The organism is Sphingomonas sp. GW822-FHT03G08, assembly GCF_058801135.1.
In genome coordinates, this window is the sequence record NZ_JBXAMZ010000001.1 from 1,030,812 (window position 1) to 1,051,096 (window position 20,285).

Here is a 20,285-nt window from a genome sequence, read left to right on the forward strand (position 1 = left end):
GCGTGGCCAAACGAGATTTCCATGCGCGACCGAATTGCCAACCTTCCCCTCGCCACCAAGACCACGATCATCACGATCTCCAGCCTGCTGGTGCTCGCGCTCGCCACTTTCGTGCTGAGCGACCGGGTGCTCACCGCCGACGCCGAGCGCGTCGCGGCCGAGCGCCAGGAGACCAACATGCGCGTCGCCTGGAAGGTGCTGAACGACGAAGGCGCCTTCCGCGCCGACGGCACCGATCTCTATGTCGGCGAGCACAAGCTCAACGGCTGGACCCAGCCGGTGGACGAGATCAAGCGGCTGGTCGGCGGCACCGCGACCGTGTTCGCGGGCGACACCCGCATCACCACCAATGTGCTCAAGCCCGATGGCAGCCGCGCGGTCGGCACGCCGCTGGCGGCGGGGCCGGCGAAGGATTCGGTTCTCGGTCAGGGCAAGCCCTATCGCGGCACCGCGGAGATCCTCGGCAAGCAGTTCTTCACCGCTTATGATCCGATCAAGGACGCCAGCGGCAAGGTAGTCGGCGTACTTTATGTCGGCATTCCGCGCAGCGACGTGCTCTCGGCGATCCAGTCGGTCCGCTCGTCGATGGCGATCACCGCAACGCTGATCACGCTGCTGGTCACCGCGATCGGCTTCCTGATCGGCCGCGCGATGTTCCGCCCGCTCGCCCAGATGACCGAGGCGATGGGGCATCTCTCGGCCGGCGACACCGCCGTCACGATCCCGGACCGCCGCAGCGAGGACGAGATCGGCAAGATGGCGCGCGCGCTCGAGCGCTTCCGCGTCGCCGCCAACGACAAGGCCGCCGCCGAAGCCAAGCACCGGCTGGGGGAAATCGAGCGCGAAAAGGCGATGGCGATGCTGGGCGGCGCGCTGGAGCGCGTGGCCGGGGGCGACCTGACCGCCGATGTCGGCAAGGACTTCCCGAGCGACTATGCCGAGCTGGGCGGCAACTATAACGGCGCGCTCTCCAGCCTGCGCGCGCTGATCGGCACGGTGATGGAAAGCACCGGCGCGATCCAGACCGGCTCGATGGAAATCGCCGCCGCGTCGGAGGATCTCGCGCGCCGCACCGAAGGCAATGCCGCGAGCCTGGAAGAGACCTCGGCCGCCGTCACCCAGATGAACCAGCGCCTGCGCGCCACCGCGGATGCCGCGAGCCAGACGGTCACCCGCGCCGATGCGGCGATCGCAGTGGTCGGCTCGGGCCGCGAGACCGCCGATGAGGCAGTGCAGGCGATGAGCCGGGTGAGCGAGAGCGCCAAGGGCATCGACTCGGTTATCGAGGGGCTCGACAAGATCGCGTTCCAGACCCGGGTTCTGGCGATGAACGCGGCCGTCGAGGCGGGCCGTGCCGGCGAGGCGGGCCGCGGTTTCGCGGTGGTTGCCGACCTCGTTTCCGCGCTCGCCATGCGCGCCGAGGAGGAAGCCAAGCGTGCGCGCGACCAGCTGACCGTCACCCAGGCCGAGGTCGAGACTGCCAAGGGCGCGGTAGAGCGCGTCGATGGCGCGCTTTCGGAGATCGTCGATACGGTGGGCGAAGTGCACCAGCTGCTCGGCACGATCGCTTCGGACAACCAGGCCCAGTCGACCGCGATCGGCGAGATCAGCACCGCGATCGGCACGATGGACCAGGCGACCCAGCAGAATGCGGCGATGGTCGAGGAAACCTCGGCGGCGGCGCGGGCGCTGACCGACCAGGTGAGCCGCCTCGATGCGCAGGCCAGCACCTTCCGTATCGACGATGGCGGGCGCCGCCCGGCCGCGGCTTCGGCTCCGCGCGGGTTCAAGCCGCTGGCGAGCACTCGTCCGGCGCCGGCCAAGCCGATCGGCGATGCCGAGGCCTGGGCGAGCTTCTGATCTCCGGTTCCCCGGCGAAAGCCGGGGGCCAGGAACGGCACGGCAGAGAAACCCTGAGCCCCCGGCTTTCGCCGGGGATCCGCTACTCCGCCGCTTCCCGGGGAAACAGCAGCGCCGCGAATTCCGCCATCGGCGCGCTTTCCGGCCATTGCGGGACGTCGTCGGCGATGACGATCCAGGGCTGCTTGCGGCTGGTCCAGATATGCAGGCGCGGGCTGGGCTCGTCGCTGCGGTCGAGCGTGCCTGCACGTACGATCGCCAGGCCCGGCCGGCCGCTGTTCACATTGTAGAGACGCGTGTGGCAGATGCCGCAGGCGAAGTGGCGCGAGATGGCGCCGTTCGAGGTGGGCAGCGTGAAATCCACCACCTCGCCTTCCACGATCGCCAGCGCGGCCTCGCGCACCGGCGCCTGCTCGGCAAAGGCGCTGCCCGAACCCGTCTGGCAGTCGCGGCAATGGCAGCAATAGACGGCCGGCAGGTCGTCCATTGCCAGGGTGTAGCGGACGGCGCCGCAGCGGCAGCCGCCCGCTATCATCCGGTCAGGCCTTCTTGAGGTGACGGCGGCCCAGCAGCTCGGCGATCTGCACCGCGTTGAGCGCGGCGCCCTTGCGGAGATTGTCCGAAACGCACCAGATCGACAGGCCGTTCTCCACCGTCGAATCCTCGCGGACTCGGCTGATGAAGGTGGCATATTCGCCGACGCATTCGATCGGCGTGACGTATCCGCCGTCCTCATGCTTGTCGACGAGCATGATGCCCGGCGCCTCGCGCAGGATGTTCTTGGCCTGCTCGGCCGAGATCTCGTCCTCGAACTCGATGTTGATCGCTTCCGAATGGCCGACGAACACCGGCACGCGCACGCAGGTGGCGGTGACCTTGATCTTCGGATCGAGGATCTTCTTGGTCTCGACGACCATCTTCCACTCTTCCTTGGTCGAGCCGTCGTCCAGGAAGCTGTCGATGTGCGGGATCACGTTGAAGGCGATCTGCTTGGTGAACTTCTTCGGCTCGGCGCTGTCGCCGACGAAGATGTTGCGCGACTGCTCGAACAGCTCGTCCATGCCCGCCTTGCCCGCGCCGGAGACCGACTGGTAGGTCGCGACGACGACGCGCTTGATCTTGGCGGCATCGTGGAGCGGCTTCAACGCCACGACCATCTGCGCGGTCGAGCAGTTCGGGTTGGCGATGATGTTGCGCGCCTTGTAGCCGTCGATCGCTTCCGGATTCACTTCCGGCACGATCAGCGGCACGTCCGGGTCCATGCGGTAGAGCGACGCATTGTCGATCACCGTGCAGCCGGCGGCAGCGAACTTCGGGGCATAGAGCTTCGAGCCCTCCGAGCCGATCGCGAACAGCGCGATATCCCAGCCGGTCGGATCGAAATGCTCGATGTTCTGGACTTTGTAGGTTTTCCCGGTCTCGCCGAAGTCGATAATATCGCCGGTCGAGCGCGACGAGGCCAGCACAGCCAGGTCGTCGATCGGGAATTCCCGCTCGGCCAGGATGTTCAACATTTCGCGCCCGACATTGCCGGTGGCGCCTGCGACGACGACACGGTAGCCCATCACTTACTCCAGGGTGGAAACTGGGGCCGCGCTACGCGCATCCCAGCATATGCGCAAGCAAGCGCTGCTTGTTTCACGCGATGGCTGGGCTTTTTGTCGATTTCACGCAAGACGCGTTTCACGTAACTTTGTTACCGACCCGAAAAGAGTGGAGGGGATGATGCGGCGGATCCTGCTGATCGTGCTGATGGGGCTGAGCCTGGGCAGCTGCGCCTTCAAGGGCGCGCTCAAGCTCGATTGCGCCAATTTCGCCAGCTTCATCCATCCGATCGAGCTGACCCCGCTGGAGCGCCAGATCCGCGCGCTCGACCTGGAGACGCTGCCGCCGGCGGAGCGCGAGCTGGCCAACCGGCTCGCTTCCGCCGAGCTGGCGCGGCTCGCCGCCGATCCTGCTGCCCCCCCTGCCCCCGAACGGCCGGTGCTGCTGCTCTCCGGCGGCGGGCAATGGGGCGCGTTCGGCGTGGGGCTGATGAACCAGCTGGTCGAGAACCGGCAGTTCCCCGATTTCGGGGTGGTGACCGGGGTGAGTACCGGCGCATTGCAATCGCTGTTCGTCGGCGCCGGGCTGGATCGGCAGGATGACGAGGGTGTGGCGATCCGCGCTGCGCTGACCGCGGCCTATTCGCCGGCGAAGGAAAGCGACATCGTCGATCGCGAGGGGCTGCAGGCGATGGCGGCGATCAACGGCGCGCTGGCCAATCTCAAGCCGCTGCGCCGCCGCTTCGAGCAGCGCATCTGCCCGGCGATCTACGATCCCAAATCGCCCCAGGGGCGCGCCGGGGTGTGCATCGTCAGGACGCTGCGCGACAGCAAGACGCGCAAGGTATTGCTCGGGCTGATCGAAGCCAATTCGGGCGAGTTCGGCTATGTCGATGTGCAGGAGCTGCTCGCGCCCTATGGCAACAGCGATGCGGACCTGGCCAGGGCGACCCAGTGCCTGGCGGGCGCAGCGCTGGCATCGGCGGCAGTGCCGGTCTTCTACCAGCAGGTGCGGGTGGACGGGAAGACCTATTATGACGGCGGCGTGCGCCAGTCGGTGTTCCTCGCCTCGGTGGCGGATGCGCAGCGGGTCGCGAGCGAGATCGTCCGCCGGGAGCGCGCGCGCTTGACCGGACGCCAGCCTGAAGCCGCGCCCGCCAAGCCGGGCGAGATCTATGTCATCCGCAACGGCTCCACCTGGCTGCCGCCCGATCAGGATGTGATGCCGGGCTATCCCGCCGAGATCGACAAGAAGGCCGACGCACTGCGCGCCGCCCAGCGCGGGCAGGCGATCATGGTCAACCAGCTCGAGGTCGGCTCGATCGCCGCGCTGCGGCTCGGCCGGCCGGGCGGCGCGATCTGGTTCGTCAGCGCGGACGGTTATCGCAACTACCGGCCGACCTATGACGGCAGCATCACCTGCGGCCCGCTCAAGGAAGCCAAGCGTGGGGCGATGTTCATCCCCGAATTCATGCACTGCATGATGGACTATGGCCGCAACCGCGCCACCGGCGGCGAGCCCTGGATCGACCTGTGCCACTATGACGGCACCGAGACGCGGGCGGTGTGCCGGCGTCCGGACGGGACGATGCCGGGCGCGGTGGGGCGGCGCTAGGCTTCCACCGGACTCGCGCGCCGGAGGAAGGGCTGCCAGCGCAGATAGGCCAGACTGCGCCACAGCCATTCGAGCGGGCCGGTGCTGAAAAAACGCAGCCAGAGATTGGCGAGCAGCAGCTGGCCGCCGATCACCAGCAGCACCGTGCCCGCCAGGTCCGACCAGCTCTGCCGCCCCCACAACCCAAGGCCCCAGGGGGCGTAGAGGATGTAGATCCCAATGATCTGCTGCAGGAAATAGAGCGAGAAGGCGGTTCGTCCCGCTGCCTTGAACGGCCCGAAGATCACCCGCCCTACCCCGCTCTTCACCGCCAGGTTGACCAGCGCGACATGGCCGATCGACACCGCCATCCGGGCGAATTCCTGCGTCATCCACAACAGCTTGGGGCCGGGCACATTGGACAGGAATTCGTGGCCCGCAACCACCCGCATGGCCATGCCGGGGATGTAGCAGGCGAGCATCAGCAGCAGGTAGAAGCGCGCGCTGCGCTCGCCCTGGATCACGCCCCATTTCCATAGCGCGATGCCGATCAGCATCATGCAGAACGCCTCGGCCACGCTCTTCAATATCTCGGGCCAGAGGAACATCTGGTAGAAGCCGATCTGCATCCCGGCATAGGCCAGGAAGCTGCCGCCGTGCCCCTTGGCCTCCATCTCGGCGATGCCCTTGATCTCGTCGCCACCGGTGCGCAGCCGCTCGACCTTCTTGCGCCACTCCTCGAGCGCCTTCTTCTCCGCGGGCGTCACCGGCTGATGCGCGGCAAGCTTCCGCTCGGCGACCTGCACCCGCTCGACCAGCGCCGCACGCTCGACATAGCGCAGCGCGCCGGTGCCTGCCGTGTAGAGCGCAAAGCCCAGGCCGAGCACCACCAGCCATTTCGCGCTCAGCCGGCGGAACGGGAAGAGCAGCAGCGCGGCCAGCGCATAGATGTGGAGGATGTCTCCCGCCCAGAGCAGGATGAACAGATCGAAGATGCCGAAGCCGAGCAGCCAGAGGTTGCGCCGCAGATAGAGGTCGGCGACCGCGACTGGTCCATCGGGCGTCATCGCCACCCGGGCGAAGACCATCAGCCCGGCGCCGAACAGCATTTCGAGCAGGCCGCGCTGCGTACCCTCCAGCACCACCTGGATTCCCCACCAGCTCGCCTGGTCTAGCGGGTCCCAGCCGATCAGGCGCGGATCGCGAAACAGCCTGGAAAGCTGCGCCCCCATGAAGGGGATGTTCATGAAGAAGATGCCGAGGATCGCCAGTCCGCGCAGCATGTCGAGCACGTCGATCCGTGCCTTGCCGCTCACCGGCGCGAACGCCGCCCCTGTCGCATCCGTCATCACTCTTCCCCCCGCCGAAGCGAGGGGAAGGATAGGTCAGCAAGATATCTGCGTCGAGTCGCAGATATTGAGCCAAATCGATATTCGGCCCTCCGTCCCATGCCGTCATGCTGACCTTGTTTCAGCATCCAACGTGCCCGAGGCGATACCGCTCGCGGAAAGTTGGACCCTGAAACAAGTTCAGGGTGACGGAGGAGTTGGCTGGACCGGATCCAACTCCTTACCGACGGCCGTTCACCAGAGGCTTACTTCGCCCCGGTCTTGCGATCGAGGAAGTCGAGGATCGTGTTCCAGAGATGGACGCTGATGCCCGGGCCGCCGACGCGGTGGGTGTGGCCGGGGTAGAACATCATCTCGAACGGCACTTCGGCCTTTTGCAGCGTCGCGGCCATCGCGGTGCTGTTCTCGAACACGACATTGTCGTCGGCCATGCCGTGGATCAGCAGCATCGGATCGGCGATCTTCGCCGCCTCGCCGATATTGTCCGACGCCTTGTACGCCTCGGGCACCTTGTTCGGGTCGCCCATATAGCGCTCGGTATAATGGGTGTCGTACAGCTCCCACTTGGTCACCGGCGCGCCGGCGACCCCCGCGGCGAACACGCCCGGCGCCTTTTCCAGCATCTTGAGCGTCATGTAGCCGCCATAGGACCAGCCATAGGTGACCACCTTGCTCGCATCCACATAGGGAAGCGTCTTCAGGTACTTCGCGCCGGCGACCTGGTCCTCGACCTCGACGGTGCCCATCGCGTGCCAAATCTGGCTCTCGAAATCGACGCCGCGATTGGCCGAGCCGCGATTGTCGAGCTGGAACCAGATATAGCCGCGCGACACGAGATACTGCTGGAGCGCGCCGCCCCAGGCCTTGCTCACCGTCTGCGAATGCGGGCCGCCATAATGCTGGAAGAACACCGGGTATTTCTTGCCCGGCTCGAGCTTGGGCGTGATCATCTCCCAGTTGAGCGTCGAGCCGTCGGCCGCCTTGATCGTGCCGAAGGTCCGCTCGCGATGCTGGGCGAGATAGGCACTATAGGGGTGATCGGGCGCGGTTACCGCGTTCTCGTTGACCCAGGCGATGCGCTTGCCGGTGGCGTCGGCCAGATAGGTCTGGGCGGGCTGTCCGGTGTTCGAGCGCTTGACGATCGCGCGGGTGCCCGAGGGATCCATCGTCGCCTCGTTCCACCAGCCGGCTTCGGTCAGGCGGGTGATCGCCCCGCCCTTCTTGTAATCGACCGAATAGAGGTGCCGTTCGAGCACGCCATCCTTGTTGCCGAGGAAGAAGACGCGGCTTTTGGCCTCGTCCACGCCGACGACATCGGGGGTGACTTCCCAATCACCCTTGGTGATCTGGGCGAACTTGCCCTTGGCGAAGCGGTAGAGATGGCCATGACCGTCGCGCTCCGACCACCAGAGCAGGCTGCCGTCGTCGAGCGGGGTCAGCGCGGTGGACAGGTTCACCCAGCTCTTCGCACGCGCCTTCTCGCTGAACAGCACGGTCGATTTGCCGGTGGCGGGATCGACCTGGAGCAGGTCGAGCACGGTCTGCTCGCGATTCTCGCGCTGGACGTAGAGCGTCTTGCCGTCCTTCGACCAGTCGACGCGGGCAAGGTAGATGTCCTTGTCGGTCCCCAGATCGACGCCGACCTTGTGGTCGCCGTTCGGATCCATGACGTAGAGTTCGACATTGGCATTGGGCGTGCCGGCCTTGGGATAGCGCTGCTGGAACAGCTGCGTGCCCTCGGCGCCGATCGCGGCGCGGGTAACCACGCCCACCGGCGCCTCGTCGAAACGCTCGACGGCGACATAGCGATCGTTCGGTGCCCACCAATAGCCCTTGAACCGAGCCATTTCTTCCTGCGCGACGAACTCGGCCTCGCCCCAATGGACGGTACCGGCGCCATCCTCGGTGATCGGCTTCGGATTGCCGTTCGCTAGGCCCATCACCACCAGGTTCTGGTCCTGCACGTACGAGACATAACCGCCCGCAGGGCTGATCTCGGCATTGAGCTTGGGACCTGCCTTGGCAGGCAGCTTGGCGACGCTGCCATCGAGTCCGGCGCGGTAAAGTTCGCCGTCCAGCGGCACGAGCACCGACTTCCCGTCGGGCGCCCAGTCATAAGCGACGATACCCTTGGTGCCGGCGATGCGGGCCCGCTCGCGCTGCATCTTCTCGGCCTCGGACATCTCGGCGCCGCTGCCGAACTTCTTCGAATCGACGAGCATCCGCCATTCGCCGGTGCGGGTGTCCATCGCCCACAGGTCGAAGCGTTCCTTCTCGTCGGCGCGGTTGCGCAGCAGCGTGAGGAACTTGCCGTCGGGCGAGAGCTTGGCGGCGCGCGGCTGCGGACCGTTCAGATCGGGGCTGGCGAACACGCGTTCGAGCGTGAGGTCCTTGTTCTGCGCCAGCGCTTCATTCGCCATCAGCGGCGCTCCCATCATTGCAAGCCCAACCAAGTATTTCCGCATAAACCCCGATCTCCTTGGGGCCGCGTTATTGCGGGGTACGGGCGCGGGGTAAAGCCGTAGCCCGAAGGAATCTTGCGCTGCCCCGCAACAAAATCACGCGCTCAATCCAGGCCGAGCGCTACCTTGCGCGAGACCAGGATGAAGCGCGGGCCTGCGCCGTTGCGCGCGGCGCGGTCGTCGGGATTGTAGAGCGCACATTTCTTCAGGCTCAGGCAGCCGCAACCGATGCAGCCGTCGAGATCGTCGAGCGTACGCTGGAGCTGGGCGATCTGCACTTCGATCCGCTTGCGAATGCCGCGGCTGATCCGCGCCCAATCCGCACTGGTGGGCGTGCGCCCCTCGGGCAGCTTGCCCAGCTCCTCGGCGATCTGCGGCAAGGTGAGGCCGAGCTGCTGGGCGATCAGCGCGAAGGAGATGCGGCGGATGTCCGATCGCAGGAACCGCCGCTGGTTGCCGCTGGTGCGGATCGGGTGGACGATCCCCTTCCCCTCGTAGAAGCGCACCGCCGACACCGCGATTCCGGTCCGTGCCGCCAGTTCACCGATCGTCAGCAGTTCGTTCCCGCGCACCGCAATTTCCCGCTTGACCTCAACTTAGGTTGAGGTTGTAGCTGCTCGCGGCATGGCATCCAATGAGGAAAGGAAATCCATGTCCCAGCCCTATATCGAGCATGTGAATGTCACCGTGCGCAGTCCCGAGCGCGCCGCGAAATTGCTTGGCGACCTGTTCGACTGGCATGTCCGCTGGGAAGGCCCGGCACGCGACGGCGGGCGCACCATCCATGTCGGCGACGAGCGCACCTATCTCGCGGTCTACACCCCGCCCGAGACGCCCGACCAGGCGACCTTCGAGAAGGGCCGGCCGCTCAACCATGTCGGCATCCTGGTCGATGATCTCGACGAAATCGAACGGCGGGTGGTGAAGGCCGGGCTGATCCCGTTCGCCCATGCCGACTATGATCCTGGGCGGCGCTTCTACTTCCTCGACCATGACGGCACCGAATTCGAGATCGTCAGCTACGCGTAAATGTCTGGCTAACCTTCATTTTCGGCAACCCGCGGGCGGTGCGCGGGGTTCTCTTCGCTACCAGTTTACAAGGAGAGCCCGCGTGACCACCAACCATGACGTGTCCAAGCTCGACGACCTGATCGTCACCACCATCGACAGTGTGCGCGGCTATGAACATTCGGCCAAGCACGCCGATGCCGGCCGCTTCGTCCAGTTCTTCGAGGACATGGCCGACGAGCGCCGCCGGGTGATCGACGCGCTGTCCGCCAAAAGCCGCGAACTGGGCGGCACGCCGGCCGAATATGGCTCGACGGCGGCGACGATCCACCGGCGGGTGGAGGATTTCCGCCGCGTGCTCGGAGGCGGAGATACTGCGATCCTGAGCGAGATCGAGCGTGGCGAGGATTATCTGAAGGAAGAATTCGACCGGGTACTCAAGGACGAGCGCATGTCGCCGGGCGCGATGGGCGTGGTCCGCGAATGCTACACCTCGGTGCTGCGCGGCCACGACACGACGAAGAAGCTTCGCGACCTGCTGCAGGCGGTGGACTAAGCCTCCCCGCCCTGCTTCCGCCGCCGGAACTCGGCGACCTTGGCCTTGTTGCCGCAGCGCTTCATCGAGCACCAGCGGCGCTCGCCGCCGCGCGAAGTATCGAGGAACAGCATCGCGCATCCGTCCGCCTCGCAGCGACGGATGCGCGAGGCCTGATCGCCGCCGAGCAGCAGGGCTGCCTCCCCCGCCAGCGTGGCGAGCAGCGCGGATGTGCCGCCCTGCAACCGTACGCGGCCGTCCTCTCCGATCTGCGGAATAGCAGGCGCCCCGGCGGCCGCGACATTGACCTGGGCGATATCGGCCGGAGTGCCCTCTCCACCAGCCAGCCGCGCGTCGACGATTGCGTGGATCGCCTCGCGGAGTGCTCGCGCCCGCTCCAGATCCCCGGGCGTTGCAGCGAGCGGCGATCCGGCGAAACCCGCCGCGACCAGCCAGCGTGCCAGATCATCGGTCTCGGCGAGCAGCTCGCGCTGCGCCGGCTTCAGACGCCCCGTTACCGTCGCCACCAGATCGAGTGCGGGATGCCCGCCCCGGAAGTGAAAACCGTCGCGCAACTCGCCGTCATGGAATTCCTGCATGCCCATGAAACCCCATTGACAGGTTACGAGTGTCGCCGCAACACACCCTTGTAACCGACTCGACAGGTTACATGGAGGAACAAGAGATGGTGAAACAACTCATCCTCGCCGCCGGCATGGTCGCCGCGGCGGGCAGCGGAGACGCGCGCGTGACAGACGAGGCGTCGAGCCTGGCCGGCACCTGGGTGATGGATTCTGCCTATGAAATCCTCGCCGACGGGCGGCGGGTGACCAATTATGGCGAGCATCCGCTGGGGCTGCTGATCGTCGACTCCGCAGGACGCTACAGCCTGCAGATCTTCCGGCGCGACCGCCCGGCCTTCGCCACCGGCGACAAGGCGCGCGGGACACCCGAGGAGTTCCGCGCCGCAGCGCTGGGATCGAGCACCCATTTCGGCCGCGTCCGCATCGATGCCGCCGCGAAGCAGCTCGTCTTCGATGTCGAGGGCGCTTCCTTCCCGAACTGGGAGGGCCGGCGCCAGGTGCGCGACTATGCGCTGCAGGACGGGCTGCTGCGCTATGCCGTGCCGGCCAGCGCTTCGGGCAACGGGACGACCGCCTATTCCATCTGGCGGCGCGTCCGGGAAGGCGGCGGCGATGGATGATTTCTACGGCCGCGAATGGGTGGAGCATCGACGCGCGCTGTTCGACGCGATCGGTGCGCTTGTCCGCTGGCTATCACGACGCCGGAAATGAAAAAGGGCGCGGTAGCCATCGCCACCGCGCCCTTTTCGTATCCGTGGAAGCCGAAGCTTACTCGGCGGCTGCGACCTCGGTCGGACGCGGATCGCGACGCTCGGCGATACGCGCCGACTTGCCGGTGCGGCCACGCAGGTAATAGAGCTTCGCGCGACGCACGACACCGCGGCGAACCACCTCGATGCTGTCGATGTTCGGCGAATAGAGCGGGAAGACGCGCTCGACGCCCTCACCGAACGAGATCTTGCGGACGGTGAAGCTCGAACCCATGCCCTTGTTGGCACGGGCGATGCACACGCCCTCATAGTTCTGCACGCGGGTGCGCTCGCCTTCGACGACCTTCACGCCGACCTTGAGGGTGTCGCCCGGGCGGAACTCCGGAATCTTCTTCGCCTCGTTGAACTTGGCGATCTGCTCGGCTTCGAGCTTCTGGATCAGGTTCATTTCTTGTCGTCCTGTTTTCGTCGCCGCGCGCCAGAGGGAGGTTGGGCCCGAGCGCCCTCATGGCGCTCCCAAAGGTCCGGCCTCCGTAGCCGTGTGTCGGTCTCGGCACGGCTTCTACGCCAGGCCTCGATCTTCGCATGATCCCCCGATCGCAGCACTTCGGGGATCGTGCGCCCTTCCCATTCAACAGGTCGGGTATATTGCGGATATTCGAGCAGCCCCGTTTCGAAGCTCTCGTCCATGCCGCTGGAAGGCGCGCCCATTACTCCGGGAATGAGGCGAATGCAAGCGTCAAGCATGGTGAGCGCCGCCATCTCGCCGCCGGACAGGATATAGTCGCCGATCGAGACCTGCTCGATCTCGCGCGCTTCGAACAGCCGCTCGTCCATCCCTTCGAACCGGCCGCAGATTACCACTGCGCCAGGGCCCTCTGCGATCTGGCGAACCCGGTCCTGAGTGAGTGGCTTGCCGCGCGGCGTCATGGCGAGGATCGGCCGACCAGGCGCCACGCTGTCGAGCGCGGCGGCGAGCACGTCCACCCGCATCACCATCCCGGCTCCGCCCCCGGCCGGCGTGTCGTCGACCGAGCGATGCTTGTCGGTCGCGAAGTCGCGGATCTGGACGGCTTCCATGCTCCACAGCCCTTCGCGCAGGCCGCGCCCGGCGAGCGATATGCCGAGCGGCCCGGGAAACATCTCGGGGTAAAGCGTTAGAACGGTTGCAGCGAAAGGCATGGGAGCCTTTCCCCTCCGGGAGCGCGATTGGCAAGTGGACGATTGCATCATCATCGGCGGTGGCCCTGCCGGCCTCACCGCGGCGATCTATCTGGCGCGGTTCCATCTCGGCATCCGGCTGTTCGATTGCGGATCGAGCCGGGCGGCGCAGATCCCCTGCACGCGCAACCATGCCGGGTATCCCGAAGGCATCTCGGGCAAGGAGTTGCTCGCCCGCATGCTGGCGCAGGCGGAGAAATATGGCGCAGTGCGCGAACTTGCCGAAGTCGAAGGACTAAGGCTGATCGAGGGCGGATTCGGCGTGCGCGTCGGCGAGCGGGAGCATGCCGCGCGCACCGTGCTGCTCGCGACCGGCGTGGTGAACAACCGGCCGGACATGCCGAACGAGCTGCACGACACGGCGCTGGCCCGCGGACTGCTGCGCTATTGCCCGATCTGCGACGGCTATGAAGTGACCGACAAGCGGGTCGGCGTGATCGGCACCGGCAGCCACGGCATGGCCGAAGCGCTGTTCCTGCGCGGCTACAGCGCGGACGTGACGCTGATCGCTCCGGAAGCACATGCGCTGTCGGACGAGGAAGTGACGCTGCTCGACGAGGCGGGGATCGCCCGGATCGAGGGGCCATGCGGCGGCTATGCGATCGAAGGCGAGCAGATCGCGCTCGATACGGCCGAGGGACGCAAGGACTTCGACACCCTCTACCCCGCGCTGGGATCGGTGATCCGCTCAGGCCTTGCGATCCAGGTCGGCGCGCGGGCGGATGAGAATGGCTGCCTGGAGGTGGACGATCATCAACGCACCAGCGTCCCCGGACTGTTCGCGGCCGGGGACGTGGCACGGGGACTCGACCAGATCAGCCATGCGATGGGTGAGGCCGGCGTCGCCGCCACCACCATCCGCAACCTGCTGGCCGAGCAGAAGCCGATCCGGCGCTAGCTGCCGCACCCGCCGCAGCCGCCACCGCCGCAGCCGCTGCTGCCACCGCCGTCGCCGCCACTGCTGCCACTCCCGCCATCGCCGCCCGAGCTTGCCGCCCGAGCCTGGTGGAAGCCGCCCCAGTCCGAGCCGACCAGCACCACCGTGCCGAACAGCGCCACGCCCAGATCGGCCTCCCCGCCGGCCGGTGCCCGGCGGAGACGTTCATGGCGTTCGCGCGCCTCGGCCAGGACTTCCTGCCCGGCGCGGGTGCGCCGGTCGAGCGCGGCGAAGCGGATGAAGGCCAGGATCGCCGTGAGGACCAGGAAGAGCGTGAGATAGCCGACCGGCCTGCCCCGCGCCTCGCCGATCAGCAGCTTGGTGTAGCTGAAGCCGAGCAGCAGTAAGTAGGGCAAGGTCTGGAAGAAGCGCAGCTGGAGCGCCTCGCCGGTGCCGATCAGCAGCTGGTCGGAAATCAGCCGCTGGCGAATGGCGTCGGCATGCTTGCCGATCGCTCCGGCGACCCGGCCCCAGCTCGAGCTGTCGGGCAGCGCCAGCACGCTGCGTTCCATCGGCGTCGAGCCACCGAGATGGCCGGGCGTGTAGCGATCCTTGCCGTCCATCACGAGCTGACGGCTGGCGAGCAGCCGGGCGGCGACGGTCTCGGCAAGGCGGGTGCTGCCGCCGGCCAGAAAGGCGAGATGGTCGGCATCGATGTTGCGCGGGGTGCGGCCCTCGGGCCGGAGCCAGCGCGCTATGGTGAAACCGGCGATGATGGTGACTACCAGCAGGGCGCCATAGAGGATGAGAAACGGCCCGCCGGTAAGGTCGAAGGGTCCGAGCGACATAAAGTCCTAGCTCCTCAGAAAGGCCCATAGGACCAGCAGGAAGAGCGCCGCAAACGCTACCGGCAGCGCGATCCGGAATGGCCTCCGGGGCACGATAAATGCGTCGCGCGGATGCACGCGGCGCGCTTTGTGGTCCAGCAACAGGCGCCGCCCCGCGTCGGGCCACAGATCCGCGGGCGGCGTGCCGAAGACGTGCTCGTAGCTGCGCAGCGTCTCGGCATATTGGGTGAAGTAGCGATGCCCCTCCTCGCGCCCGCCGGCCGTAGGGCCGTGATGGAGTGGGCGGCCGAGCACCTGGGGGCAGAAGCGCTCCCAGTAATCCCGGGTATAGGTGAGGTGCAGGTGCCAGGCCTGGTCGACCTGGTCCGACGGGGTGACCGGATGCTCCGCCGTCACCGCGAGGAAGCAGAAGCGCTTATACTCCTCGATCACCCGTTCCGCCTCGGCAGGGCTCCAGCCATTCTCGCGCGCCAGCCGCCCGGCGAAGCTGAGCGCCGCGTCCTCGGGGCCGATGCTGTAATGGGAAAGCGCCGTCCAGACCGGGTGGTCGGTAGGGGCTCGAGACAGACCAGGGGCCTTGCTCATCTAAATTCCTACTAACATGGTAGGTTTAATTTGTCAAGGCTTCGGCACGGGTGTGAGCTTCAGCGACTGGATCGTGCTCGGCGTGGTCGGCGCGAGCAGGATCGTGCCGTCGAGCATGCCCTTGTCGCACTGCCAGCGGAACGCGCCGGAGAGCCGGCCGGTGGGATGTGGCGGCTCGCCCTTGCCGGTGCAGGCACCGAGCTGCGTACGAAGTGCGGCGAGGTCACTCCTCCAGTCGGCAGCGGAGCGGTCCATGAGGAAGTTCATCGCCAGCGATGATCGGGCAACCGCCACGTCTCCGGCGGCATAGATCGCGCGTGCGGTATCGAGCGCAGCAGCGAGGTCGGGGCTAAGCGGGGTCTCGGAGAAGGCCAGAGCACCGGCCTTGTCGAGCCCGAACATCGCGTCCCAGGCGATGCCCGCCGCGCCGGTATAGGTGCGGTTGGTGAAGACGAAGATCCCCACCCCCGCCTCCGGCACCAGCAGCATGTGCGATCCATAGCCGGGATAGCCGCCGCCATGGTGCAGCATCATGCCGAGCTCGCAATCCTGCGAGACCCGCAGGCCCTTGCCATAGGCGGTGCCCTGCATGCAGCCGGTCTTGGCGGTGGCGCCGTAGCGCGGCGTCATCCGCACGAAGTTCAGCCCCTGCGCCAGTTCGCGCACCGTGGCACGCTTTACCGGTCCTGCGTCCGGCCCGTCGCGCGGCGGCCAGGCGGAGAGCAGGAAGGCGATCCACTTGGCATAGTCGTTCGCACTAACCTGCAGCCCACCCATCGGACCGAAGGCGCCGTTGCGCATGGTCGGCTCTTCCGTCCACGCCCCCTTCTCGAAGCGATAGCCGATCGCACGCCGCTCGATCGGCCATTCGCTCACTTCGAAGCCACTGGAAGTCATGCCGAGCGGCTTGAGGATCATGCGCTCGACATAGCTGCGATAGGGCATGCCCGAGACGTTCGCGACGATGTGGCCGAGCAGCGCATAGCCGAAGTTCGAATATTCATGTGCCGTATCGGGCACCCGGCTGAAAGGCACACCGGTCTGGAGGAGTCTGGTGAACTCCGCTTCGGGCATCGGCGTCTGGCGATCGCCCCAGGGATCGTCGGTGACGAAGCCGGCGACGTGCGAGAGCAGGTCACGGATCCGGATGCGCGGACTGTCGCTGGTCGGGTATTTCCAGGCACGCATCTCGGGCACATATTTCTCGGCATAGTCGTCGAGCGAAAGCTTGCCTGCATCGCGCAGCGCCAGGATCGAGAGCGCGGTGAAGGCTTTGGTCATCGACGCGATGCGGAACAGCGTATCGGGCGTGACCGGGCGCCTGGTGACGACGTCCTGCACGCCGAAGCCGCGGACATGGACGAGCTTGCCCTCGGCAACGATGCCATAGACCAGGCCGGGCGTCGGCGTGTCGCGCTGGAAGTTCTCGACCTGGCGGTCGATCGCTTCGAACTGCGGCTGCAACGCAGTGGCTTTCGTCTGCGCCGCCGCGGGTGCCGCCAAGCTACAGAATGCGGCTGCGGTGAGTGCGGTGCCGAACCAGTTCATGTGCTTCCCCCGATATTTGCCGGGACGATAGCTGGCCAACCGGGACGCGTCACTCGTGCGCTTGAGCTACATGCTTCCCTGGCGAAAGCCGGGGAGCTGCCAGGGATTCAGCACATCCGTCCCGTCGCCAGTGCGATCGCCCAGTCTGAGCGCCCTTCCACCTCCGCCTTTCGCGCAGCGGCAAGGTGGTCATAGGCGACCGTGTGAAGGCTGATCGCCTCGCCATCGATCACCGCATAACGCGCCAGCGGATCGCCATTCTCGACGCGGTAGGGCCGCGGATGATCGTCGTCATAGGCCTGCAGCCCGACGCTGCCGGGGTTCAGCACGCGGCGCCCATCGGAAAGCGCGAGCAGGCGCGGGACATGGGTATGGCCGCACAGGGTGAGCAAGGCCCCCTGCCCGCCCAGCCGCGCGGTGAGTTCGGCCTCGCTGGCGACACGCAGCGTCTCACCTTCAAGCGTATCGGTGAGCGGAGACACGTCACTTGTCGGCGTGCCGTGGCAGAGGAACATGCCATCCAGCGCCAAAGTCTCGGGCAGGTCCGCCATCCAGGCCAGCGCCTCGGGACCCAGCGCCGCCCTGGTAAAGGCATCGGACGCGTTCATTCGCTCGGGCGGATCGGTGAGGACCTGGCGCTCGTGATTGCCGGCGATGGTCGGCCAGTCGCGCGCCATCAGCCAGGCAGCGGTCTCCGCCGGCCAGAGCGGGCCTGACAATATGTCACCCAGGTTGAGGAAGCGTGTGCAGCCGCGGGCCTCGGCATCGGTGACGGTCGCGATCAGGGCCGGCAAGTTGCCGTGAATGTCGGAAAGGACGGCGATCTTCGTCATTCGACGAAGGCGGTGCTCACCACCAGCCGCTCGGCATCCCATTCGGGCACCGCCGCAACGTTCATCGGCACCATGAAGCGCTTGGCCTTGCCATTCTCGTCGGCTGGCCGTTCGATCTCGATCACGTCGCCCGCGCCGAAATCGTCGATCGCAACGACCTTGCCCAGCACTTCTCCTGCATCGGAGACGGCAGGGAGGCCCAGCAGGTCGACATGATAATATTCGCCCTCGCCCAGCGGGGGCAGTGCCGAGCGCGGCACGCGCAGCTCGGTGCCACGCAGGGCCTCGGCCGCATTGCGGTCAGCAACCTCCGCGAAGCGCGCGATCGTGCCGTTGGGCCCGCCGCGTACCGATTTGAGTGTCAGCGCACCGCCATTGAACTGGCGGTGCGTAGACAGGTCCTCGGCGAAGACCTTCAGGCGGACCTCGCCCGTCACGCCGTGCGCACCAATGACGACGGCAAGCGTGACGGGCTGATCGCTCGACAAGGCTTATGCCTCTGCCGGCGGGGTCTCTTCGGCGGTCGCCTCGGCGACCTGCTCGGCTTCCGCGGTCGGCTCCTCGGTGGCAGCCTCGACCTCGGCCGCGATCACGGCTTCGGCCTCAGCCTGCGTGTCCTCGGCCGGAGCAGCGGCGGCAGCGGCCTCGGCAGCCTTCGCCTCGGCAGCGGCTTCCTCAGCGGCCTTGATCTTCTCGGCACGCTCCTCAGCGCGCTCGACGGCCTTCTCGCCCGGCTTGCCCTTGTTCGGGTTGCTGCGCGCAGCGCGCTCCTTCAGGCCGGCGGCGTCGAGGAAGCGAGCGACACGATCGGTCGGCTGCGCGCCGACGCCCAGCCAGTACTTGGCGCGCTCACCGTCGAGCACGACGCGCTTGGCATCGTCCTTGGCGAGGAGCGGGTTGTAGGTGCCGATCTTCTCGATGAACTTGCCGTCGCGGGGCGAACGGGCGTCCGCAACGACGATGCGGTAGTACGGACGCTTCTTCGAGCCGCCGCGCGACAGACGCAGGGAAATAGCCATTACAATCTTCCTTCTTCGTATTCGTCAGCCCGGCCACGACCGGATCTGCTTTGGTTGCTGCCCCGCCGCCTGACGGCTGGGCGGGGTAATCACTTCTTCTTGAGCAAATTCTCGAAACCGGGCGGGAGCTGCGGTGCGCCGGGGCCACCAAGGCCCGGAAGCCCGCCGCCGGGGCCATCCAGCTTGCCCATCATGTCGCCCAGCCCGGCGCCACCCAGCGCGTTGCCGATGCCGCCCATGCCGCCGCCGGGGCCACCCTTGCCGAGCATGCCCAGCATGCCCTTCAGGCCGCCCATCTTCTTCAGCCGCTTCATCGCGGTCTGCATTTCCATATGCATCTTCAGGAGTTTGTTGACGTCCTGCACGGTCGTCCCCGAACCCTTGGCGATGCGGATCTTGCGCTTGGCGTTGATCAGGTCCGGCTTGGCGCGCTCCTTCGGCGTCATCGAGGTGATCATCGCGTCCATGCGGATCAGCACCTTGTCGCCGCCGACCTGGTCGACCGCTGCCTGCGCCTTCTTCATGCCCGGCATCATGCCGGCGAGCGCACCCAGGCCGCCCATGCGGCGCATCTGGGCAAGCTGGTTGCGCAGGTCGTTCATGTCGAACTGGCCCTTGGCCAGCCGCGCCGCCATCTTCTCGGCGTCTTCCTCCTGGATCGCAGCCGCCGCCTTCTCGACGAGGCTGACGACGTCGCCCATGCCGAGGATGCGGCCGGCAACGCGCTTGGGATGGAAGGGCTCGAGCGCGTCGAGCTTCTCGCCCATACCGGCGAACTTGATCGGCTTGCCGGTGACCGCGCGCATCGACAGCGCCGCGCCGCCACGGGCATCGCCGTCCATGCGGGTGAGGATCACGCCGGTGAGCGGCACCTGCTCGGAGAAGCTCGATGCGACGTTCACGGCGTCCTGACCGGTGAGCGAGTCGACTACGAGCAGGATCTCGTTCGGCGTGGCGATGTCCGCCACCGCCTTCATCTCGTCCATCAGCGCCTGGTCGACGTGCAGTCGGCCGGCGGTATCGAGCATCAGGACGTCATAGCCCTGGAGCTTGGCGGCATTGAGCGCGCGCCTGGCGATCTCGACCGGCTGCTGGCCGGCGACGATCGGCAGCGTCGAGACCTCGGTCTGGGTACCCAGCACCGCGAGCTGCTCCTGCGCGGCCGGACGGTTCACGTCCAGCGACGCCATCACCACCTTCTTGCCCTGGCTCTTGAGCAGCCTGGACAGCTTGGCGGTGGTGGTCGTCTTGCCCGAGCCCTGGAGACCCACGAGCATGATGACGGCGGGCGGAGTGACGGCGATGTTGAGCTCGGCCGTGTCCGGACCGAGCATGTCCACGAGCGTGTCGTGGACGATCTTGACCACCTGCTGGCCCGGCGTGACCGAGCGGAGCACTTCGTGGCCGATCGCCTGTTCGGTCGCCTTCTCGACGAAGTCGCGCGCCACCGGAAGCGCGACATCGGCCTCCAGCAGGGCGATCCGCACTTCGCGCATGGCGGTGCGGACATCGGCTTCGGTCAGCGCGCCACGACCACGCAGGCGATCGAATACGCCACCCAGCCGTTCGCTCAGACTTTCGAACATGAACCCAGACACTCCAATTCCCGACCGCGAATCACCAAACGCAAAACACGCCGGCGGACGAAACCTCGTCGGCCGGCGTCACCCCTTGGGGTGGCAAATGTCTCGCGTTCAAAGAGAACGGT

The 20,285-nt window shown here is 66.7% G+C and carries 21 protein-coding genes; 6 read left to right on the top strand and 15 right to left on the bottom strand.

Features of this window, described 5'->3' with window-relative positions; translation table 11 throughout:
• Positions 1–21 precede the first annotated feature (21 nt).
• Positions 22–1,860: a methyl-accepting chemotaxis protein gene (locus AC1RJ5_RS04470; RefSeq protein ID WP_493111929.1), complete on the top strand. Its 1,839-nt coding sequence runs from the start codon at positions 22–24 to the stop codon at positions 1,858–1,860.
• A gap of 82 nt (positions 1,861–1,942) precedes the next feature.
• On the opposite strand, the gene AC1RJ5_RS04475 is transcribed toward AC1RJ5_RS04470, so the two are convergent.
• Positions 1,943–2,395: a GFA family protein gene (locus AC1RJ5_RS04475; protein WP_342250582.1), complete on the bottom strand. Its 453-nt coding sequence runs from the start codon at positions 2,393–2,395 to the stop codon at positions 1,943–1,945.
• Positions 2,396–2,399: 4 nt separating this feature from the next.
• Entirely contained in the window at positions 2,400–3,425 is a 1,026-nt protein-coding gene (locus AC1RJ5_RS04480; RefSeq protein ID WP_269574926.1) for an aspartate-semialdehyde dehydrogenase, read from the bottom strand.
• Positions 3,426–3,585: 160 nt separating this feature from the next.
• On the opposite strand from AC1RJ5_RS04480, the gene AC1RJ5_RS04485 reads away from it, so the two are divergent.
• A complete protein-coding gene (locus AC1RJ5_RS04485) occupies positions 3,586–5,019 on the top strand; it encodes a patatin-like phospholipase family protein (protein ID WP_493111932.1) in 1,434 nt (477 codons plus the stop codon).
• On the opposite strand, the gene AC1RJ5_RS04490 is transcribed toward AC1RJ5_RS04485, so the two are convergent.
• From AC1RJ5_RS04490 to soxR, 3 genes are all read right to left on the bottom strand, one after another.
• Positions 5,016–6,347 (bottom strand): DUF418 domain-containing protein, encoded by a 1,332-nt coding sequence (locus AC1RJ5_RS04490; protein ID WP_493111934.1) that lies wholly within the window; start codon positions 6,345–6,347, stop codon positions 5,016–5,018. The two genes, AC1RJ5_RS04485 and AC1RJ5_RS04490, sit on opposite strands and share 4 nt — an antisense overlap.
• 245 nt (positions 6,348–6,592) lie before the next feature.
• A complete protein-coding gene (locus AC1RJ5_RS04495) occupies positions 6,593–8,812 on the bottom strand; it encodes a S9 family peptidase (RefSeq protein ID WP_493111936.1) in 2,220 nt (739 codons plus the stop codon).
• A gap of 101 nt (positions 8,813–8,913) precedes the next feature.
• Positions 8,914–9,381 carry a redox-sensitive transcriptional activator SoxR gene (gene soxR, locus AC1RJ5_RS04500; protein WP_184167326.1) on the bottom strand — a complete coding sequence of 156 codons (468 nt, stop codon included), beginning with the start codon at positions 9,379–9,381 and terminating at the stop codon, positions 8,914–8,916.
• Between the two features lie 79 nt (positions 9,382–9,460).
• Here soxR and AC1RJ5_RS04505 point away from each other — a divergent pair, with 79 nt between their 5' ends.
• Together AC1RJ5_RS04505 and AC1RJ5_RS04510 are read left to right on the top strand one after the other, a co-directional pair.
• Positions 9,461–9,838 carry a VOC family protein gene (locus AC1RJ5_RS04505; protein WP_342250577.1) on the top strand — a complete coding sequence of 126 codons (378 nt, stop codon included), beginning with the start codon at positions 9,461–9,463 and terminating at the stop codon, positions 9,836–9,838.
• 82 nt (positions 9,839–9,920) lie between these two features.
• Positions 9,921–10,373, top strand: coding sequence for a ferritin-like domain-containing protein (locus AC1RJ5_RS04510; protein WP_493111939.1), 453 nt, complete (start codon positions 9,921–9,923; stop codon positions 10,371–10,373).
• Here AC1RJ5_RS04510 and AC1RJ5_RS04515 read toward each other — a convergent pair.
• The gene (locus AC1RJ5_RS04515; RefSeq protein WP_493111941.1) at positions 10,370–10,951 is read right to left on the bottom strand and encodes a CGNR zinc finger domain-containing protein; all 582 of its coding nucleotides are present in this window, start codon (positions 10,949–10,951) and stop codon (positions 10,370–10,372) included. The genes AC1RJ5_RS04510 and AC1RJ5_RS04515 overlap by 4 nt on opposite strands.
• 86 nt (positions 10,952–11,037) lie before the next feature.
• On the opposite strand from AC1RJ5_RS04515, the gene AC1RJ5_RS04520 reads away from it, so the two are divergent.
• Complete coding sequence (locus AC1RJ5_RS04520) at positions 11,038–11,556, top strand: lipocalin-like domain-containing protein (RefSeq protein ID WP_342250574.1); 519 nt, start codon at positions 11,038–11,040, stop codon at positions 11,554–11,556.
• A 148-nt stretch (positions 11,557–11,704) separates the two neighbouring features.
• Here AC1RJ5_RS04520 and rplS read toward each other — a convergent pair whose 3' ends face one another.
• Positions 11,705–12,094 carry a 50S ribosomal protein L19 gene (gene rplS, locus AC1RJ5_RS04525; RefSeq protein ID WP_184167341.1) on the bottom strand — a complete coding sequence of 130 codons (390 nt, stop codon included), beginning with the start codon at positions 12,092–12,094 and terminating at the stop codon, positions 11,705–11,707.
• Positions 12,091–12,828 (bottom strand): tRNA (guanosine(37)-N1)-methyltransferase TrmD, encoded by a 738-nt coding sequence (trmD, locus tag AC1RJ5_RS04530; RefSeq protein ID WP_493111943.1) that lies wholly within the window; start codon positions 12,826–12,828, stop codon positions 12,091–12,093. The genes rplS and trmD overlap by 4 nt, the downstream gene beginning before the upstream one ends.
• A gap of 34 nt (positions 12,829–12,862) precedes the next feature.
• On the opposite strand from trmD, the gene AC1RJ5_RS04535 reads away from it, so the two are divergent.
• Positions 12,863–13,765, top strand: coding sequence for an NAD(P)/FAD-dependent oxidoreductase (locus tag AC1RJ5_RS04535; protein WP_342250572.1), 903 nt, complete (start codon positions 12,863–12,865; stop codon positions 13,763–13,765).
• Here the strand turns inward: AC1RJ5_RS04535 and AC1RJ5_RS04540 are convergent.
• From AC1RJ5_RS04540 to ffh, 7 genes are all read right to left on the bottom strand, one after another.
• Positions 13,762–14,592 carry a TIGR04222 domain-containing membrane protein gene (locus tag AC1RJ5_RS04540; protein ID WP_493111945.1) on the bottom strand — a complete coding sequence of 277 codons (831 nt, stop codon included), beginning with the start codon at positions 14,590–14,592 and terminating at the stop codon, positions 13,762–13,764. The two genes, AC1RJ5_RS04535 and AC1RJ5_RS04540, sit on opposite strands and share 4 nt — an antisense overlap.
• A gap of 6 nt (positions 14,593–14,598) precedes the next feature.
• Positions 14,599–15,177, bottom strand: a complete 579-nt coding sequence (locus tag AC1RJ5_RS04545) for a glycine-rich domain-containing protein (RefSeq protein WP_342250570.1) — start codon at positions 15,175–15,177, stop codon at positions 14,599–14,601.
• Between the two features lie 33 nt (positions 15,178–15,210).
• A complete protein-coding gene (locus AC1RJ5_RS04550; RefSeq protein WP_493111947.1) occupies positions 15,211–16,680 on the bottom strand; it encodes a serine hydrolase domain-containing protein in 1,470 nt (489 codons plus the stop codon).
• A gap of 152 nt (positions 16,681–16,832) precedes the next feature.
• Positions 16,833–17,558 (bottom strand): metallophosphoesterase family protein, encoded by a 726-nt coding sequence (locus tag AC1RJ5_RS04555; RefSeq protein WP_493111949.1) that lies wholly within the window; start codon positions 17,556–17,558, stop codon positions 16,833–16,835.
• Positions 17,555–18,046, bottom strand: a complete 492-nt coding sequence (rimM, locus tag AC1RJ5_RS04560) for a ribosome maturation factor RimM (protein WP_493111951.1) — start codon at positions 18,044–18,046, stop codon at positions 17,555–17,557. Before rimM ends, AC1RJ5_RS04555 begins: the two co-directional genes overlap by 4 nt.
• 3 nt (positions 18,047–18,049) lie before the next feature.
• Positions 18,050–18,577, bottom strand: coding sequence for a 30S ribosomal protein S16 (gene rpsP / locus AC1RJ5_RS04565; protein ID WP_269574910.1), 528 nt, complete (start codon positions 18,575–18,577; stop codon positions 18,050–18,052).
• Between the two features lie 89 nt (positions 18,578–18,666).
• On the bottom strand, positions 18,667–20,163 hold the full coding sequence (ffh, locus tag AC1RJ5_RS04570; protein ID WP_493111953.1) for a signal recognition particle protein: 1,497 nt from the start codon (positions 20,161–20,163) through the stop codon (positions 18,667–18,669).
• Between the last annotated feature and the right edge of the window lie 122 nt (positions 20,164–20,285).

Excerpts from the sequence above, each read along its gene's own strand:
- AC1RJ5_RS04470 (WP_493111929.1), top strand. The coding sequence starts at position 22 with ATGCGCGACCGAATTGCCAACCTTCCCCTCGCCACCAAGACCACGATC.
- AC1RJ5_RS04475 (WP_342250582.1), bottom strand. The coding sequence starts at position 2,395 with ATGATAGCGGGCGGCTGCCGCTGCGGCGCCGTCCGCTACACCCTGGCA.
- AC1RJ5_RS04480 (WP_269574926.1), bottom strand. The coding sequence starts at position 3,425 with ATGGGCTACCGTGTCGTCGTCGCAGGCGCCACCGGCAATGTCGGGCGC.
- AC1RJ5_RS04485 (WP_493111932.1), top strand. The coding sequence starts at position 3,586 with ATGCGGCGGATCCTGCTGATCGTGCTGATGGGGCTGAGCCTGGGCAGC.
- AC1RJ5_RS04490 (WP_493111934.1), bottom strand. The coding sequence starts at position 6,347 with ATGACGGATGCGACAGGGGCGGCGTTCGCGCCGGTGAGCGGCAAGGCA.
- AC1RJ5_RS04495 (WP_493111936.1), bottom strand. The coding sequence starts at position 8,812 with ATGCGGAAATACTTGGTTGGGCTTGCAATGATGGGAGCGCCGCTGATG.
- AC1RJ5_RS04505 (WP_342250577.1), top strand. The coding sequence starts at position 9,461 with ATGTCCCAGCCCTATATCGAGCATGTGAATGTCACCGTGCGCAGTCCC.
- AC1RJ5_RS04515 (WP_493111941.1), bottom strand. The coding sequence starts at position 10,951 with ATGCAGGAATTCCATGACGGCGAGTTGCGCGACGGTTTTCACTTCCGG.
- AC1RJ5_RS04520 (WP_342250574.1), top strand. The coding sequence starts at position 11,038 with ATGGTGAAACAACTCATCCTCGCCGCCGGCATGGTCGCCGCGGCGGGC.
- rplS (WP_184167341.1), bottom strand. The coding sequence starts at position 12,094 with ATGAACCTGATCCAGAAGCTCGAAGCCGAGCAGATCGCCAAGTTCAAC.
- trmD (WP_493111943.1), bottom strand. The coding sequence starts at position 12,828 with ATGCCTTTCGCTGCAACCGTTCTAACGCTTTACCCCGAGATGTTTCCC.
- AC1RJ5_RS04540 (WP_493111945.1), bottom strand. The coding sequence starts at position 14,592 with ATGTCGCTCGGACCCTTCGACCTTACCGGCGGGCCGTTTCTCATCCTC.
- AC1RJ5_RS04545 (WP_342250570.1), bottom strand. The coding sequence starts at position 15,177 with ATGAGCAAGGCCCCTGGTCTGTCTCGAGCCCCTACCGACCACCCGGTC.
- AC1RJ5_RS04555 (WP_493111949.1), bottom strand. The coding sequence starts at position 17,558 with ATGACGAAGATCGCCGTCCTTTCCGACATTCACGGCAACTTGCCGGCC.
- rpsP (WP_269574910.1), bottom strand. The coding sequence starts at position 18,577 with ATGGCTATTTCCCTGCGTCTGTCGCGCGGCGGCTCGAAGAAGCGTCCG.
- ffh (WP_493111953.1), bottom strand. The coding sequence starts at position 20,163 with ATGTTCGAAAGTCTGAGCGAACGGCTGGGTGGCGTATTCGATCGCCTG.